The sequence below is a fragment of the Clostridium sp. AF35-15 genome, assembly GCF_003477745.1.
GTDB classification, from domain to species: domain Bacteria; phylum Bacillota; class Clostridia; order Lachnospirales; family Lachnospiraceae; genus Otoolea; species Otoolea fessa.
Genome location: NZ_QUDY01000004.1, coordinates 127,664 through 143,839 on the forward strand (window position 1 = coordinate 127,664; position 16,176 = coordinate 143,839).

Below are 16,176 nucleotides of genomic sequence, written 5' to 3' on the forward strand. Positions count from 1 at the left end.
AACCCCCGTGATTGTAACTTTTATGTCCGTCTCCCGAGGACATAGACAGCTTCTATTCTACCTGTTTTTATTAGAATTACAAGTATCTGCCGGCAATTTTCTCCTCAAATTTCTCCCCCTCCCGCTTTTCTTCCCAGCCGCCCCATCGTTACTGTTCACGCATCATGCCCAGTAACGGAATTTGCCGTGGCTTCGCATTTAATTTATTTTTCCCCCCTTCATCTCTACTTGCCTGCCTTATCATCTTCTGCTAAAATTAAAAAGACAAAAACAGGAATTTTCCCATGGAATGAGGCATATACACAATGAACAGCAATCAAACATTCCCGCGTCTTTGCCGGGTTTTAGAAATATACGAAGCCGATTTTGGCTGTGAAGAACGCCCGGACGGACAGGAAACGATGGTCTGTGTCCGTCTGCTGGACACAACTGAAAATGCAAACCTCTCAGAGCATCCAGAATACACGATACGCACCGCGGATCAGGCACTCTATGATGCCGGAATCGATGAGGGCGATCGCGTCTGGTTTGACCCGGAATCCGGGCAGATTGAGAAAGCGGCTGAATCACACTAAAATATAAAGAGGTTACAAAGGAATATCAAAATGGAACCATTTTACTATAATCACATGAACAAGAACCAGCAAGCCGCCTACCGCGCCATGCAGCAGGGGCTTACCAATCTCTCCGACGAATTTCAGATTCCGCGCCTGGAGGGAAAGGATTTAAGCAATGTATTTTTTGAACTGCGGCTCGATCACCCGGAGATTTTCTGGGCTTCCGGCTTTAAATATAAGTATTACCCAGATTCCCCGAATCTGATCCTGATACCGGAATACCTCTTTGACAAGGGCAAGATCCGCGAACATCAGAAAGCGATGGGCGCCCGCGTCGAAAAACTTGCCCGCCCAGCAATGAAGCTGACTGAACTGGAAAAAGAACGCTATATCCACGATTTTATCTGCGAACACGTTCACTATGACAAATTAAAAAAGCCCTACTCCCATGAGATCATCGGACCTCTGGGACAGGGCGTCGGCGTCTGCGAGGGCATCGCCAAATCGGTCAAAATTCTTTGTGATACGCTCGGCATCTGGTGCATGATCGCGCTCTGCGGCAATAACCCTGAAAAGGGCATCAAATACCGCCATACCTGGAACATCGTCAAGATCGGGAAAACGTACTACCATCTGGACGCTACCTTCGACAACAGTCTCGGCAAATGTCTCCAGACCGGCGAGGAAATCCGCTACGATTACTTCAATCTCGACGACAAGGCGATCTTCCGCGACCACGAACCGCTCATCGCCCCGGCGCCTGCCTGCACGGACAGCGATCATTTCTACTACAAAGAAAAGAAGCTTTCCTTTACCAAACAGGAGGACGTTTACAAGCGCTCCTTACAGGCGACCAAAAAAGGAAAAACACTGACGTTTCACTGGCGCGGCGGCTATCTGACAAAGGAAGTTCTGCGTGAACTGCTCGACCTAATCGAAAAAGCCGGAAAAGAACGGCAGAAAACAGCTCTCATTAAGCTTAACTGGCCGCAGGCAGTTCTGCGCGTCCGCTACACCGATGAGGCCATCCAGCCGATTGTCACCATGGAGGAAGCAAATGAAGGGGAAGAAACCCCGGAAGGCACAGCGTCTTTATAGTTCGCTGTGCTTTTCCGCGGAGCATTTTTGTGTCATAGGACGAAGTTTCCTATGACATGAAGATTCTAACAATCATAGAGATCATCTTCCAAAACCAGATCCTGATGTTTATCAAAGCTGCCTGCCAAAGGAGCTTATCCAGAAAGTTTTACGCTGTTTTTTTGCTATACGTCAATGATTAGGATGAAATTTCTTAGAATTTTTCTCAAAGGAACTATTGCTATAGTCTCTCTTTTACTTCCATAACTGGGCACACACCAACTCCAGTACACTTCCCGCGATACATCTCGCCTTGTCCGAGATCAGAAAACAGTTGGAAAGTTCCTCTTTTCTCGGATCGACATCTGCTACCTTGAAATGTTCCGTCACCCGATAACCATCCCGCAAAAGACCTCGCAGAATGCCCGTGATCTGTGTCTGAACCAGAAGTTTCGTTCCGTCCTCCTGCCAAATCTCCGCGATCGTGTCCCCGGCTTCAACGATATCACCGATCACACGCACATTTTTGAAAATACCCGCTGCCTGCGCGTGAATCACCCGCTCTGCACCGTATCCGCCGATCACGCCCGGAATCCCCGTATTCGGGATTGCCGCACCCTCGCGGATAATTCGCCCCAGCCGGTGACCGCGCTTTGTCTCCACCACAACATCCACATCCTCACCTGCCGTAAAGCCCGGACCAAGTGCAATCGTGAGCGGTGCCATATCCCGGCGGGTTCCAAGATTTCGCTTTGCCAGAATCGCATCGATCACAACAGCCGGTTTCAGCGCTCCAATCGACACGCCTTTCGGATCAATCAAAATCGGCACGCTATTTTCCTGCCAGACCGCTTCTGCCTCCTCATATCGATCAATCCGGACAGCACGAAGCCCCTCGACCTCAGTTGTTTTTGTATAAACCGCCTCACACAGAGCTACCTGTCGCCGGATCGCCGCCGGATTTTCAATCTCCAGCACCAGCACCCGAAGCCCTGCCGCCCAGAGCCGATGAATCGTTCCAGTTGCCAGGTCACCGCCGCCGCGCACAATAATTAAATCATCTCGTTTCATGAGGATGCCTTCTCCTATCTCACTTTTGTTACTATTATTTCCATTACCTGTTTATGCAGCTTCTTCTTCAAATAATTCCTTTGATTGTGTTTTCTACTTTTAGAGTAATTCTTTTTACTGCCACACACACGACACCTTATCATAAACAGAAGTGTCTATCCGTCCGCTCCACTGCTCCCACTCTTCCGGACGCATCCGCCACGCAAGACCACAGCCGGCAGAAATCTCCCTCGGAAGTGGAATTAAACGTCCCGAAATGCCCGTTTCCATACATCGTTTTTCCCATTCCATCGCCGCCACAGTTGTCTGAAAGGACAGTACGATAAATGGATGTTTTTCTCTCATACTACCAATTTCTCCCCTACGCTTCCTCTGCCAGTGCCCGAACTGCTTCTGCTGCCCTCTCAATCTCCTCTTCCGTATTAAAATGCGAAAAACTGAACCGCACCACTCCCTGACCTACCGTTCCAAGCGCCCGGTGCATGAGCGGCGCACAGTGTGCCCCCGCGCGGACGCAGATGCCGTATTCTTCCCAGAGTGCATCCGCCACACGTGCCGAATCTTCCCCGGCAAGGTTGAGGGAGACGATCGGCGCATGACATTTTGCCGCCGGATCTCCATACACAATGATGCCCGGAATTTCCTTCACCTGTTCGTAAAAACGGCGTGTTAAATCCCGCTCCCGTTTCTGCAATTTCTCGATCCCCTGATCCATCCGGTAACGGATGCCTGCTGCCAGCCCCGCCAGACCATGGACATTGAGCGTCCCAGCTTCGAGTGCCGTTGGCATTTCCTTCGGATGGTGTTCATCATAACTGTGAATGCCGCTGCCGCCAACCAGAAGCGGTTCCACCGAAAGTCCCGGCTTCACATACAGCCCGCCGGTTCCCTGTGGTCCCAGAAGCGCCTTGTGCCCGGTAAAACAGAGCACGTCGATTCCGAGCTTCTGCACGGAAAACAGTTCTTCCCCTGCAGTCTGCGACGCATCCACAATCAGAAGCAGTCCATTCCGTTTAACAAACGAAGAAATATAGGAAAGATCCGTCACATTTCCTGTCACGTTGGAGGCGCCGGTAATTACCACCGCACGCGTCTCTGGGCGCAGAAATGCTTCCAACTCTTCATATTTTAGATTTCCACGCGCATCCACACCCACAAAACTAAGCATCGAACCCTGATCACGAAGACGATAAAGAGGACGCAGCACCGAATTATGCTCACAGACCGTCGTGATCACGTGATCGCCCGGACGAATCAGCCCGGAAATGGCTATGTTCAGCGCCTCCGTTGCGTTTGCCGTAAAGGCAATCCGCGACGCATCTTCCGCATCAAACAATTCTGCTGCTGCCGCACGTGCCCCGTACACCAGTCTTGAAGCATGTAAGGTTGCCTCATGCGCGCCGCGCCCCGGATTTCCTGCGGTGCGAAGCGCCTCAAGGACCGCCTGTTCCACCTGCAGCGGCTTTTGAAGCGAAGTCGCCGCATTGTCCATATAAATCATGGTTTTACCACATTTCCAGCGCCCAGCATTTTTTCAGCGATGACATACATGTTGGTTACACCGCCGACTGCCAGCTTCTCGGTCAGACCATAGAAATTCAGGCAGGTGCCGCAGGTCAGGATCTCCACACCTTCTGCCTCCAGTGTCTTCAGATCCTCCAGCATCGGAGATCCTTCACAGGTCAGACTGGCTCCGCCGTTATAGAAAAGAATGGTTTTCGGCAAGTTGTCCTGCTGGGTCAGGGCAAATGTAAATGCCTTCAAAAGCGTCTTTCCAAGTTCCTCACTGTCCTCGCCCATCTTATCATTGGCAATCACAACCACGGTATCGGTACGGCTGTCCGGAATACAGGCTTCGCATCCGGCTCCTGCCTGTGCTTTTTCCTCTTCTGTCTGTTCACCCACCGTAAAGATAACCTGATATTCCTGATCCGCCAGCTTCTTTGCACTGCTCTGATAGCCCTTCTGCTCTGCCATTTTCGTCAGATTCTGAACTGCAATCTCATTATCCACCAGCACTTCCACCTGTCCGGCACCCGAAAGTTCCTCTATCGCGTGTTTTGCCTTTACGACCGGAATCGGGCATGCGTCTCCTCTTGCATCTACTTTCTTCATTTCTGTTTCCTCCTATCCTCGTACAAAAATTTCAACCTTTCCCGGTTCCGTGATCGTTCCCACGATCCGCGCCGGAAGCCCGGCGTTCTGCAGCTCCTGTTCCAGTTTCTCCGCCTCATCCGGGGCAGCTGCCATCAGAAGTCCGCCGGAGGTCTGCGGGTCAAACAAGACCTCTTCCATTGAAAACGGTACATTTTCAAACTGCACCGCCGCCCCGACATAGTTGCGGTTTCTCTGTCCTGCCGCCGTGTATAAAAACGCATCTGCCGACTCACGTGCGCCCGGAAGCACCGGGATATGCTTCACATCAATCTCGCACGACAGCCCGCGCCCCATCATTTCATGCAGATGTCCCAGAAAACCGAACCCAGTCACATCTGTGCACGCGTGAACCGTGTACTTCCGGCTGATTTCCGCCGCTGTTTTATTGAGCGTCGTCATCGACTGTACCGCTCTGTCCATCTGCTCTTTTGTCACTTCTCCGACGCGGTTTGCCGAACAAATCAGCCCAACACCCAATGCCTTTGTCAAAATCAGGCGGTCGCCCGGCTGTCCGGCATCATTGGCGTACAGCTTTTTCGGATTTACCAGTCCCGTCACGGACAAACCGTATTTCACGCCCGTGTCCGCAATCGAGTGACCGCCCGCGAGAATGCCGCCTGCTTCTGCCACCTTCTCCGCGCCGCCCTGTAAAATCTGTCCCAGAACATTCAAATCCATTGATTCCGGAAAACACACCAGATTCAGCGCCGTCTTGACCTCACCGCCCATCGCGTACACGTCGCTCAGCGCATTTGCCGCTGCAACCTGTCCAAAAATATACGGATCGTCCACCATCGGCGGGAAGAAATCAACCGTCTGTACCAGCGCCAGCTCCTCCGTGACCTGATACACTGCCGCATCGTCCCGGCTGTCATATCCGACTAAAAGATTCGGATCCTTCTCGCCGCGCGGTAGTTTTTCCAAAATGCGGCTTAAAACACCGGCTCCCAGCTTCGCCGTACAGCCGCCGCCCGTACAAAATACAATGTCCTTTTTCTCACTCATTTTTCTCACCCCTGATTTCGTTCTGTTTCTGAAAAGGAAGTTAAAATTCCCTGAATTCCGTAGCTATGTTTCAGGATATCCAGTACCTTTCTGCCATCCTCCCGGCGCTCTGACGTGTCCGCCTGGTTCAGAACCACAAAAAACGAACGCCCCGATATATCTTTTCTGGCACCGTTTTCGCTACCAAGAAGCCACGCCAGAAGTTCTGGGGTCAAAGGCGTATCTTTCGAAATGGGCACTTCTTTGAGCAGTCTTTTTCCTTCTTTGGGATAAGCTGCGTCCCCATACTCGCACACATCCCTGTTCCACGCCTCAATCGCCAGTTCCGCCCGAAAGCACACCTCCCCCAGCGGACGATACAGGGCACTCAGCCCCGCAACCGCCAGCACGATATCGCTCTGCGGCAGTATCACCGGCTCATACGCCGCCGGAAATTTACACGGAAGACATTTCGCGCCATCCGCCTCCAGAAATGTGATATCTGCATCCGAAATCCACTCGCTTCGAATCGATTCTGGCAGAATTGTCAATTTTTCGTGTGGGGCTGGGGTTCCGGCTACGACATAGGTTCCCTGCTGCCAGAGACGATCGCGCTCTTTTCTGGCATTCTCCCACGCGGTATTTTCTTCCTCATTTACCACAATCCACGGCACATTTACCGGCTTCCGAATATGCGTCGTCGTCGCCGTCAGCACCCGCCATCCCTTCGCCGTGCAGTACGCCGACAGCGCATACAGAAGCGTCGTCTTTCCGCCTCCGCCAATCAGCGAGACCACGTGTCCTTTTTCACGTAAGAAAGGAAACTTCTGCTCCCAGTCCATCACCGCAGCTTCTCTTCCCATTCCTTCTCCCGAAATCCCGTTAAAACAGTATCTCCATCCACAATGACAGGGCGTTTTACCAACATCCCATTGGTGGCAAGCAGCTTCAACTGTTCGTCCTCGCTCATCTGCGGCAGCTTATCCTTTAACTGCATTTCCTTATATAGCATCCCGCTCGTATTGAAAAATTTCTTGATCGGCAGCCCGCTTCTCGCCTGCCACTTCTTCAATTCCTCATACGTCGGATTTTCCTCCACGATATGGCGCTCTGTATATGAAATTTCCTGTGCATCCAGCCATTTTTTCGCTTTCTGGCAGGTACTGCATTTTGGATAATAAATAAACAGCATCGTATTCCTCCTTTGTGAGCATGCTTGCTATTATACGGCACCTTCTATTTTAAATGCGGCCGTTTTAAACAAAGCATTTTACCTTTTTAAATTACCTACAGAAATTATACCCAGACACCAGAAAGATTGCAAGGGATGCCTGAAAATGATACAATAATAGTATCTGCAACTATATTCAAGTCGAACGTCCGTGAGACTTGGCGCGTGATCCTGGTCAGCGAAGCTGACATATTCCTATCAGAATCACTGCGCAACCTCGCGGAGCGTTTATCTCAGTCGGAGACAAGGCTTCCACTGAGACAAATTTGCTATTACTCACCACCTGAAGAGGTAGGAATCTTCTCGACTGAGATACCCCCCTCTTTTATACCAACAGGGAAACACATTCACCCAAAAATTATTATAAAAATATCCACTATGAAAGAAAAAATATTTAACATCATCCAGATCGGCGACAAGAGCAACCGTATCAGCCGTGCATTCGATATTTTCATCACCTTCACGATCATCTGCAATATCATTGTCACGTTTCTGGAAACATTCGATCAATTAACATCCTTCGGTGGTCTGTTTACCATGCTGGAACATGCCAGTGTCCTGATTTTCTGTATTGAATACGCGCTGCGCATCTGGACTGCCGACTATCTCTATCCAGAAAAAACGCCGGGACGCGCCCGGTTCTGCTTTCTCATTTCCTTTGATGGAGTGGTGGATCTACTGACGATCATCCCGGTCTTTTTTCTGTCGGGCTTCATCATTTTCCGTATGCTGCGCGTGGCGCGGATTTTCCATCTGTTCCGGCTCAATGCGAAATACGACTCGTTCAACATCATTACCACCGTACTCTATGAAAAACGGAACCAGATCATTTCCTCTGTGTTCATCGTCATGGTGCTGATGCTGGCGAGCAGCATGTGCATGTATAGTGTCGAGCACAACGCTCAGCCGGACATTTTCCGCAATGCATTCAGCGGCATCTGGTGGAGTATGTCCACGCTGCTGACCGTCGGTTACGGCGATATTTACCCGGTCACAACGCTTGGGCGCGTGATGGCGATCTGCATCGCCTACCTCGGAGTCGGTGCCGTCGCGATCCCAACCGGTATCATCAGCGCCGGTTTCGTCGAACAGTACCAGCGCAAGAGCAGCCTGTCCAGCATGAAGGACGCGGATATTCAGGAAATTGCCGAGGTTTTCGTCGATAAACGATATGCCGGAAAAACCATTGAAGAGATGGAAGAAGAGCAGAATATCAAGATATTTCTGGTGCTGCGCGATGATCTGTCGGTGCTTCCGCAGAAAAATATGGTTTTGAAATTAAATGATATTGTGATTATACGAATAGAAAATGAAGCGTAATCAAACTTATCATCAAACATTTTTTATGAACGTGAAAAAGAATGTGCCTTGGCACATTCTCGCGCCGAGCGCGGTCGCTTGCGACATGTTTCTGCTTCGCGCGAGTGCGCATCATTGGCACGTTAGTGCCTTTTTGTGTAATAGGGAATTCCAAGGAATTTCCTATTACACAAAAAGACTGCCGTCCAAAGTTTCTCTCTCTGGACAGCAGCCTTTTCTTTTCTTCAAAATCAGCTTCTCAGCTCAATTCCATACATCTTATTCAGCTGTTTCAGCACTTTCTTGACATATCCGTCAACGGTATCTGCCTTGAACGCCTCTTCCTTCGGAGTGAAGAGAACGGTAAATGCCATCGATTTCTTATCGGCTGCGATCTGTCTGCCCTCGTATACGTCGAACAGGCTAACATCCTTGACGTAAGCACAAGCCTCGCGGATACAGCCCTCAACCTGTCCGCAGGTGATGTCTTTGTCCATAACCAGCGCCAGATCACGTTTTTCCTCCGGGAATTTTGGAAGCGGCTCAAATACTTTGGCTTTTCCATACCATTTCTCCAGCGCTTTCATGCTGATCTCCAACACATACGCATCTTCGCGCATTGCCTCTTCCTTCATGATCTCATATTTTACCTTACCGAGGTAACCAATCTCCTCGCCCTCGCAGAAGATCGCTGCGGTCTGATACGGATGCAGGAACGGTTTCTCTGCTTTTTCATAGTTAAAAGTAATATTTAAAACATCGGCAACTGCCTCTGCCATTCCCTTTAAGGTAAAGAAGGACTCTTCCTTACCAAATGCACCGATGCACAGCGTCTCTCGCTCTTCCGGATATTCCGTCAGAGGCAGGGACTTCGGAATAAATGCATTTCCAATCTCGAAGATACGTCCCTCGAAGATGCCTCTCTTCTGGTTGCGTCCCATCGCATGAATCATCTGCGGTGCCAGTGTTGTTCTCATCAGGGACAGATCCTCGTTGATCGGATTCATGATGCGGATCGCCCTGCGCTCTGGCGCGTCCTCTGCAAATCCCATTTCATCCAGATCCGACGGGGAGAAGAAGGAATAGTGGATTCCCTCAAATGCGCCAACACTGCACAGCGTTCTCTTTACTTTCAGAATTGTTCTCTGACGCAGGTTGCTTCCACCGATCGTCACCTTAGCACTCGGCAGGAAGGTCGATGTGATGTGATCGTAGCCGTACATACGGATCACTTCCTCGGCAACATCCGGATAATCTTCCATATCCTCGCGGTATGCCGGGAAATGCATGGTCAGTTCGTCGCCGTTGATCTCCGGCTGGAAGTTTAAGCCAGTCAGGATGCGTAAAATATCCTCGTTCGGAACGGTAATACCCAGAACAGCGTTTACCTTCTTAACACTTGTCTTGAAGGTAGTCGGCTCTAAGGAGTTTCCGGTATTTACATTTTTATGGGTCTTGGAAATCTTACCAACTCCCAGCTCCTCAACCAGGTGCAGGACACGTTTCATCGCCATCTCAGTTGTGTACTCATCGACCCCCTTAGAATATCGCTGGCTCGCGTCGGATCCCTGTCCTAATGCACGGGAGCTTCTGCGGATGTTGTCACGGGCAAATTTAGCTGCCTCAAACATCACTTCCGTCGTGGTATCACGGATCTCAGAATTTAAACCACCCATGATTCCGGCAAGTGCTACCGGCTTTTTGCCGTCGCAGATAACCAGATTGTTCGGATTTAAGGTAAATTCTTTCTCATCCAGCGTCACGATCTTCTCGCCCTCGGCCGCGCGTCTTACGTTGATCGCATTGCCCTCCAGATAATCGCAGTCAAACGCATGAAGCGGCTGACCTAACTCACGCATGATATAGTTTGTAATATCAACAATATTGGAAATGGAATTATTCCCTACCAAAGCCAGACGTCGTCTCATCCATGCCGGGGACTGACCCAGTTTTACGTCATATACATAGTGTGCAATGTAACGCGGGCAAAGATCCTGTGCCTCTACCGTTACGTTGAAGCCTTCTTTCTCAACTTTTGTCTCAGTGTAATCCAGTGCCGGCGTCTTGAGCGGCTCGCCCAGTGCGGCAGCAACCTCTCTTGCCAGACCGAAAATACTCTGGCAATCCGGACGGTTTGCCGTGATAGAAACATCGAAGATCCAGTCATTTAAGCCGGTCAGCTCTTTGACATCCGAACCAATTTCCGCATCCTCCGGCAGAACCAGCAATCCGTTGTAACCAGCACCCGGATACAGATCCTCGTTTAAGCCAAGCTCGGTACCAGAACACAGCATACCCTGGGACTCATAACCTCTCAATTTACCCTTTTTAATGGTAGCCACGCCCTCGATCGTCACATGATCTTTTGCAGTTGCATATACTTTCGCGCCAATCATGGCAACTGGGAATTTTCCACCAGCTTTTACATTGTCAGCGCCACAGCAGATCTGTAAGAGTTCCGGACCACCTACATTGACCTGGCACACATGAAGATGTGTTTCCGGAATCGGCTCACAGGAGTCAACATAACCAACGACGATGCCGCTGATATCCTTGCCAACCTGCCATTTTTCTTCTACCTCAAATCCACAGTCAAAAAGCTTCTTCTCCAGCTCATCTGCGGAAATATTAATATCTACATAATCTTTTAACCAGCTTAACGGTACAAGCATTTCTAATCCTCCTGTCCTGATCAGTCATCGATCTGATCCAGCACACGCAGATCAGACTCAAAAAGCATCTTGATGTTGTTGATGCCGTATTTCAGCATTGCGATACGCTCCAGACCCAATCCGAATGCGAATCCACTGTATTTATTGGAATCAATGCCACAGTTTTCCAGTACCTTCTTATTTACCACACCAGCGCCGAGAACCTCGATCCAGCCAGTTTCCTTGCACAGACGGCAGCCCTTTCCGCCGCACTGGAAGCAGCTTACATCGACCTCGACAGACGGCTCCGTGAACGGGAAATAGGACGGACGAAGTCTCGTTTTTGTCTGCTCACCGAAAATTCTCTGAACAAACATATCCAGCATACCCTTTAAATCACACAGGGTGATGCCCTCATCAACAACCAGGCCTTCCATCTGGCTGAACATCGGAGAATGGGTCGCATCATCATCAGAACGGAATACCTTACCCGGGGAAACAACCTTGATCGGCGGTTTTTTCGCTTCCATGACATGAACCTGTCCAGCCGATGTCTGGGTACGAAGCAAGAACTCCGGAGACAGGTAGAATGTATCCTGCATATCGCGTGCCGGATGATCCTGCGGTGTATTTAAAGCCGTAAAGTTATAATAATCGGTCTCTATCTCGGTTCCCTCATATACCTCAAATCCCATAGAGGTGAAGATATCCGTCAGCTGATTGCGGACCGTCGTAACTGGATGCAGCTTGCCGTAACGGATTTTAACCGGCGGCATCGTAATATCAATCTTCTCTGATTCATAGCGCTGCTGCTGCTCTTTCTCCTTTAATTTCTGATCCAGCTCGTCAAAGAAATTGTTTGCCCACTCCTTGGCGCCGTTGATTGTCTTACCAAATTCCGCTTTCTGATCATTGGCAACATTACGCATTTCTTTCATCAGCAGACCAATTCTGCCCTGCTTATTATCCAGAAAGGTCTTCTTAAACTCATAGACACTCTTGGAAGTCGTCAGAGCATCCGCACCCTGGCGGATTTCCTCTTTGATCGCAGTGATCACTTCATTCAGCTCTTTTAAATCCTGCATGATTTCTCTCCTTCTATTACTTTTGTTGCTTTTTATCTTGATATTGCTTTAACTTGTGGACACGAATTTGTGCATAAAGGATGTTCTCTGGCACATTCGGGCGTCTCGCGCGGTCGCTTGCGACATGACATAAAAAAATCCCTTCGCACAAAACGTGCAAAGGGACGATCATATCTATACCGCGGTACCACCCAGCTTCCTGTCGGCAGCTCATTTTTTCGTCTGCCACAGACACTTTCCGGTATGTAACGTACACCAGACGGCAATGCCTACTCTAAATTTCAGCAATGCAGCTCCCGTGGGAAATTCGGATATCTGTCTGAACGGAAAAAGGCTCACAGCCGCTGACCTCTTCTCTCTGACCGGAAACAGTATCTTATAAAACACGATCATAGCTTTTGGTTTGTTTGGTTTGATTGATTTCATGTATGCAATCTGTTTATTATTTTAGGCATGTTGGTGGGAAATGTCAAGGGATTTCTTTCCTTGATATTTTCATCTTGGTATTTTCAAATTATAAGAAATTTTACTTACTGCAAGCATTTTGCAAGCACAAAGCCCAGAAACCTCTAAAAAAGCAGATGTTTCAGTTTGAAAACTTCCGTGTAAGGAAGCTCACTGCAATCAATGCCCTAAATTTTTATATTACCCTGTGCATGGCATTTCTGGCACATATGTCCATGAAATCAGAAACGCATGCCCTGAAGGTTGCAATCATACAGAAAGCAGACCCTATAAAAGAAAAAATCCATTTCAGCTATTATCGGCTGGCTAAAGGTATCTCAGGCATACTGTCGTATGTAAAAGAAGGGATCAGGCTATGGTTTCGGACAAAACGTCCGATATACCGTCAACTTTGCCTTAAGCTGGTCGCTTAAATAGATAAAAGAATAACTCTCCCAAGTAGTGAAAGGAATCATCCATTTATCATTTATCTCCTTCTTCTATCATATAGAATAATTATAATTCAAACATTTAGAATTGTTATTATATTTGTGGTGTATGTCAACAACTTTTTTTCTTTTTAATTCTACCAGCAGACAGCATCTCTTTTTATGCAAGGTTATCATTTTATCAACTGTATAAGCACGCAAAAAAGCACCAGCCAACTAAGTGACTGATGCTTCTCACATCTGATATCCTTTATTTTTTATAAACTGTATTCCCTTTTGCAATCACTTCAACAAGCTGAAGTTCCTGGTCGAGAATACAAAGATCCGCATCATAGCCTTCTTCAACCTTACCTTTTCCCTTAAGACAAAGAATATCTGCTGGATTCGATGTAATTGTAGAAATTGCTATTTCTAAAGGAATTTCTGTTTTAAATACACATTCCTTTACTTCCTTCAGAAGGCAGCTGGACTGTCCAACGCCCATTCCAAGGAATTTGCCATCACTACTGTACATCGGAAGGCTTCCCTGCCCGTCAGAAGAAATTGTTATGCGGTCAGGATTTACTCCTGAATCTAACATCCGTTTGATACCATTACATACACGTACCTCATCACAGATAGTTTCCCAATAGTCAATATCTTCATTTCCAGTAAAGTCTACTGCTCCGCCTTTCAGTGCATACTCAATCGACTTGCCAAAAAGCATCTCATTTCGATTGATATGTGTTGGCAGTATTTGAGTTGCCGGTATCTCTGTCTCATCGACTACTCGTTCAATCAGATCTAAGCATCTCGGACTATCGCCCAGATGAACATTTACAATGCCAGCTTTCCCGGAAAGAACACCACCAAGCCTTGTATCCGCAATGACACGTGCAAATTCCTCGAAAGTCGGCTGTGAAGAACGATGATCCGAGATCGCGATTTCTCCCGTTCCAATGATTTCCTGAATCATCATAATATCTTTCACAATACTGTCAGTCAACGTGCGGACCGGAATCTGATAACTTCCGGTATAACAGTATGCAGACATTCCCTGCTCATTCAATCCTTTTGTCTTTGCAACCAGTGCACACATATCACGACCGATTCCATCTGTTCCAAGGCAGCCAACAACGGTTGTCACTCCAAACTTCGTAAGTCCTTCCATGGTTGCTTCCGGAGTACGATTGGCGAATCCGCCTTCGCCACCACCTCCGAGTACATGAACATGACTATCAATGAATCCCGGAGTTAAAAGTAGCCCCTCTCCATTGATCCTTTCTGTCTCAGAAAGAAATCCGTCTGCGGATATAGAACCCGCATCTTTAATCTTAACAATCTTATCATTGATTATAAGTACATCTTTTTTCCCCAGATGCTGTGGAGCATAAACATCAATATTCTGAATTAATTTCATCACAAATCACTCCCACTGAGACAAATTTGCTATTACTCGCCACCAAAAGAGGTGGGAGTCTTCTCGACTGAGATAAAATACATATTTTAGAATCCAATTCCAACTGCAACAAGAACTGTAATGATTGCACCAATCATTAAGACACCAAGGAATTTCCACATGAATTTAATCCAATTAGACCACTCAATCTTTGCAATTGCAAGAGATCCAATCAAGCATCCGGATGTAGGAACAATCAGGTTTGTAAATGCATCACCAAGCTGGAATGCAACTACAGCTGTCTGACGCGAAACACCTAACAGGTCTGACAGCGGAGCCATGATCGGCATTGTGATGGCAGCCTGTCCTGTTCCGGATACAACGAAGAAGTTAAATACGGACTGGAACAGATACATAAGTACGGCTGCAACTGCTCCGGAAACTCCAGACAATGCATTTGAAATATTATACATAATTGTATTAATAACTGTAGGTGTTGTCGGATCAGAACCACCAAGAACCTGCATGATTCCCTGTGCCATAGCAACGACAAGGGCAGCACCGATCAGGTCTTTTGCTCCATCTTTGAAAGATGTTGCAATATCATTCAGTTTCATATCATTCAGTTTAAAGATAACTCCAAACACACCGGAAACAATTCCCATAATAAAGAACTGTGTTGCAATCTCCGGCATGTAGTATCCCTGAGTCATAACTCCCCAAACTACCCATACTACTGTAACAGCCAGTGTCAGAAGGACTAAAATGTGTCCAAGACCAAATGAATGTCCTTCGTCAATTCCTGTTGTTTCATTCTGCTCACGGAAATATGAATCCGTCTTATATGCGATTGAGATTGTCGGATTCTTTTTAATCTTTGATGCATAGAACATAGTCATTCCACAGCCGAGTGCTGTAAATACGACCCACATTACCATACGGAATCCTGCACCGGAGAATACGTCAATACCTGCAATACCCTGTGCAATGCCTACAGAGAACGGATTCATCCAAGATGAACCGAAACCAATCTGTGTGGCAACATAAGTAACAAGAACTGCGATAACTGAATCATATCCAACTGCTACAAACAACGGACAAAGAATCATAGTAAACGGAAGCGCTTCTTCTCCCATTCCGAAAACTGCTCCACCAAGAGAAAACAGTACGAAAAGTATCGGAATCAGTAGTTTTTCTGCTCCCTTGGCCTTACGGATCAATCCGATCAATCCAGATTCAATCGCACCTGTACGGATCATGATACCAAATGCACCACCTACTACCATAAGGAATGCGATAATCTCGATTGCAGAACTATTTACGATTCCGTTATACATATAGTTGAAGAATCCTGTTCCACCATCTCCGCTAAAGAGTGCTACTCCTTCTGTTACTACATTTCCTGCATCATCTGTCAGATACTGGAAACTTCCGTCCTTGATTACTGTACGGGTTTTTTCAACACCATTGATCATATATGAAATATCCTGTGTTTCGTAAAATCCCTTTGGTACAAGAAATGTCAGAAGTGCTGCGATAACGACTACTAAAAAGATGATAATGTAGGTATCTGGCACTTGGAATCCCTTGTTAAAGGACTTTAGCCCTTTTTCTTCTTTTTTGCTCATTTTTGAGTCTTCCTCCCATTTTTTGATATACCATATTAGTGTACCATAGAATGCTAAAAAGCCAACTAAAAATTTACATGTTTTTTGTCATTTTCCTGTATTTTTATACACCCAAAAATGGAATTGGCTCTGGTAATGCAAATCATGACCACTGGCTTAGCCAGT

General features: G+C 47.6%; 14 protein-coding genes. 3 read left to right on the plus strand and 11 right to left on the minus strand.

Translation table 11 applies throughout. The annotated features are described in order from the left end of the window. Positions 1-305 precede the first annotated feature (305 nt). A complete protein-coding gene (locus DWZ76_RS06215; protein WP_117796193.1) occupies positions 306-575 on the plus strand; it encodes a hypothetical protein in 270 nt (89 codons plus the stop codon). A gap of 30 nt (positions 576-605) precedes the next feature. Beyond that, positions 606-1,655, plus strand: a complete 1,050-nt coding sequence (locus DWZ76_RS06220; RefSeq protein WP_118472184.1) for a transglutaminase domain-containing protein — start codon at positions 606-608, stop codon at positions 1,653-1,655. Between the two features lie 234 nt (positions 1,656-1,889). Here the strand turns inward: DWZ76_RS06220 and yqeB are convergent, their stop codons facing one another. The 7 genes from yqeB to DWZ76_RS06255 all read right to left on the minus strand — a co-directional run bounded on the left by yqeB (position 1,890) and on the right by DWZ76_RS06255 (position 7,038). Further along, positions 1,890-2,705, minus strand: a complete 816-nt coding sequence (gene yqeB, locus DWZ76_RS06225) for a selenium-dependent molybdenum cofactor biosynthesis protein YqeB (RefSeq protein WP_118293485.1) — start codon at positions 2,703-2,705, stop codon at positions 1,890-1,892. Between the two features lie 114 nt (positions 2,706-2,819). Further along, a complete protein-coding gene (locus tag DWZ76_RS06230; protein WP_107000534.1) occupies positions 2,820-3,050 on the minus strand; it encodes a DUF3343 domain-containing protein in 231 nt (76 codons plus the stop codon). A 16-nt stretch (positions 3,051-3,066) separates the two neighbouring features. Further along, the gene (locus tag DWZ76_RS06235) at positions 3,067-4,206 is read right to left on the minus strand and encodes an aminotransferase class V-fold PLP-dependent enzyme (RefSeq protein WP_118472185.1); all 1,140 of its coding nucleotides are present in this window, start codon (positions 4,204-4,206) and stop codon (positions 3,067-3,069) included. After that, positions 4,203-4,820 carry a sulfurtransferase-like selenium metabolism protein YedF gene (gene yedF / locus DWZ76_RS06240; RefSeq protein WP_118472186.1) on the minus strand — a complete coding sequence of 206 codons (618 nt, stop codon included), beginning with the start codon at positions 4,818-4,820 and terminating at the stop codon, positions 4,203-4,205. Before yedF ends, DWZ76_RS06235 begins: the two co-directional genes overlap by 4 nt. A 12-nt stretch (positions 4,821-4,832) precedes the next feature. Next, positions 4,833-5,867 carry a selenide, water dikinase SelD gene (gene selD, locus DWZ76_RS06245; protein ID WP_118472187.1) on the minus strand — a complete coding sequence of 345 codons (1,035 nt, stop codon included), beginning with the start codon at positions 5,865-5,867 and terminating at the stop codon, positions 4,833-4,835. A 5-nt stretch (positions 5,868-5,872) separates the two neighbouring features. Further along, complete coding sequence (gene yqeC, locus DWZ76_RS06250; protein WP_243017784.1) at positions 5,873-6,709, minus strand: selenium cofactor biosynthesis protein YqeC; 837 nt, start codon at positions 6,707-6,709, stop codon at positions 5,873-5,875. Continuing rightward, a complete protein-coding gene (locus DWZ76_RS06255) occupies positions 6,688-7,038 on the minus strand; it encodes an arsenate reductase family protein (RefSeq protein WP_022359085.1) in 351 nt (116 codons plus the stop codon). Before DWZ76_RS06255 ends, yqeC begins: the two co-directional genes overlap by 22 nt. Positions 7,039-7,455: 417 nt before the next feature. Between DWZ76_RS06255 and DWZ76_RS06260 the strand changes: the two genes are divergently transcribed. Further along, a complete protein-coding gene (locus DWZ76_RS06260; RefSeq protein ID WP_022359086.1) occupies positions 7,456-8,397 on the plus strand; it encodes an ion transporter in 942 nt (313 codons plus the stop codon). A gap of 230 nt (positions 8,398-8,627) precedes the next feature. On the opposite strand, the gene pheT is transcribed toward DWZ76_RS06260, so the two are convergent. The 4 genes from pheT to yfcC all read right to left on the minus strand — a co-directional run bounded on the left by pheT (position 8,628) and on the right by yfcC (position 16,011). Then, complete coding sequence (pheT, locus tag DWZ76_RS06265; protein ID WP_118472188.1) at positions 8,628-11,048, minus strand: phenylalanine--tRNA ligase subunit beta; 2,421 nt, start codon at positions 11,046-11,048, stop codon at positions 8,628-8,630. Positions 11,049-11,068: 20 nt separating this feature from the next. Further along, positions 11,069-12,112: a phenylalanine--tRNA ligase subunit alpha gene (gene pheS, locus DWZ76_RS06270; RefSeq protein WP_117796200.1), complete on the minus strand. Its 1,044-nt coding sequence runs from the start codon at positions 12,110-12,112 to the stop codon at positions 11,069-11,071. A 1,143-nt stretch (positions 12,113-13,255) separates the two neighbouring features. Beyond that, positions 13,256-14,404 (minus strand): beta-aspartyl-peptidase, encoded by a 1,149-nt coding sequence (gene iadA, locus DWZ76_RS06285; RefSeq protein ID WP_118472190.1) that lies wholly within the window; start codon positions 14,402-14,404, stop codon positions 13,256-13,258. A gap of 86 nt (positions 14,405-14,490) precedes the next feature. After that, entirely contained in the window at positions 14,491-16,011 is a 1,521-nt protein-coding gene (yfcC, locus tag DWZ76_RS06290; RefSeq protein ID WP_118468203.1) for a putative basic amino acid antiporter YfcC, read from the minus strand. Between the last annotated feature and the right edge of the window lie 165 nt (positions 16,012-16,176).

What these genes read in the sequence shown, in the direction of transcription:
- DWZ76_RS06230 (WP_107000534.1), bottom strand. Translation starts at nt 3,050, where the DNA reads ATGAGAGAAAAACATCCATTTATCGTACTGTCCTTTCAGACAACTGTG.
- yqeC (WP_243017784.1), bottom strand. Translation starts at nt 6,709, where the DNA reads ATGGGAAGAGAAGCTGCGGTGATGGACTGGGAGCAGAAGTTTCCTTTC.
- iadA (WP_118472190.1), bottom strand. Translation starts at nt 14,404, where the DNA reads ATGAAATTAATTCAGAATATTGATGTTTATGCTCCACAGCATCTGGGG.
- DWZ76_RS06255 (WP_022359085.1), bottom strand. Translation starts at nt 7,038, where the DNA reads ATGCTGTTTATTTATTATCCAAAATGCAGTACCTGCCAGAAAGCGAAA.
- yqeB (WP_118293485.1), bottom strand. Translation starts at nt 2,705, where the DNA reads ATGAAACGAGATGATTTAATTATTGTGCGCGGCGGCGGTGACCTGGCA.
- selD (WP_118472187.1), bottom strand. Translation starts at nt 5,867, where the DNA reads ATGAGTGAGAAAAAGGACATTGTATTTTGTACGGGCGGCGGCTGTACG.
- yedF (WP_118472186.1), bottom strand. Translation starts at nt 4,820, where the DNA reads ATGAAGAAAGTAGATGCAAGAGGAGACGCATGCCCGATTCCGGTCGTA.
- pheS (WP_117796200.1), bottom strand. Translation starts at nt 12,112, where the DNA reads ATGCAGGATTTAAAAGAGCTGAATGAAGTGATCACTGCGATCAAAGAG.
- DWZ76_RS06215 (WP_117796193.1), top strand. Translation starts at nt 306, where the DNA reads ATGAACAGCAATCAAACATTCCCGCGTCTTTGCCGGGTTTTAGAAATA.
- yfcC (WP_118468203.1), bottom strand. Translation starts at nt 16,011, where the DNA reads ATGAGCAAAAAAGAAGAAAAAGGGCTAAAGTCCTTTAACAAGGGATTC.
- DWZ76_RS06235 (WP_118472185.1), bottom strand. Translation starts at nt 4,206, where the DNA reads ATGATTTATATGGACAATGCGGCGACTTCGCTTCAAAAGCCGCTGCAG.
- pheT (WP_118472188.1), bottom strand. Translation starts at nt 11,048, where the DNA reads ATGCTTGTACCGTTAAGCTGGTTAAAAGATTATGTAGATATTAATATT.
- DWZ76_RS06220 (WP_118472184.1), top strand. Translation starts at nt 606, where the DNA reads ATGGAACCATTTTACTATAATCACATGAACAAGAACCAGCAAGCCGCC.
- DWZ76_RS06260 (WP_022359086.1), top strand. Translation starts at nt 7,456, where the DNA reads ATGAAAGAAAAAATATTTAACATCATCCAGATCGGCGACAAGAGCAAC.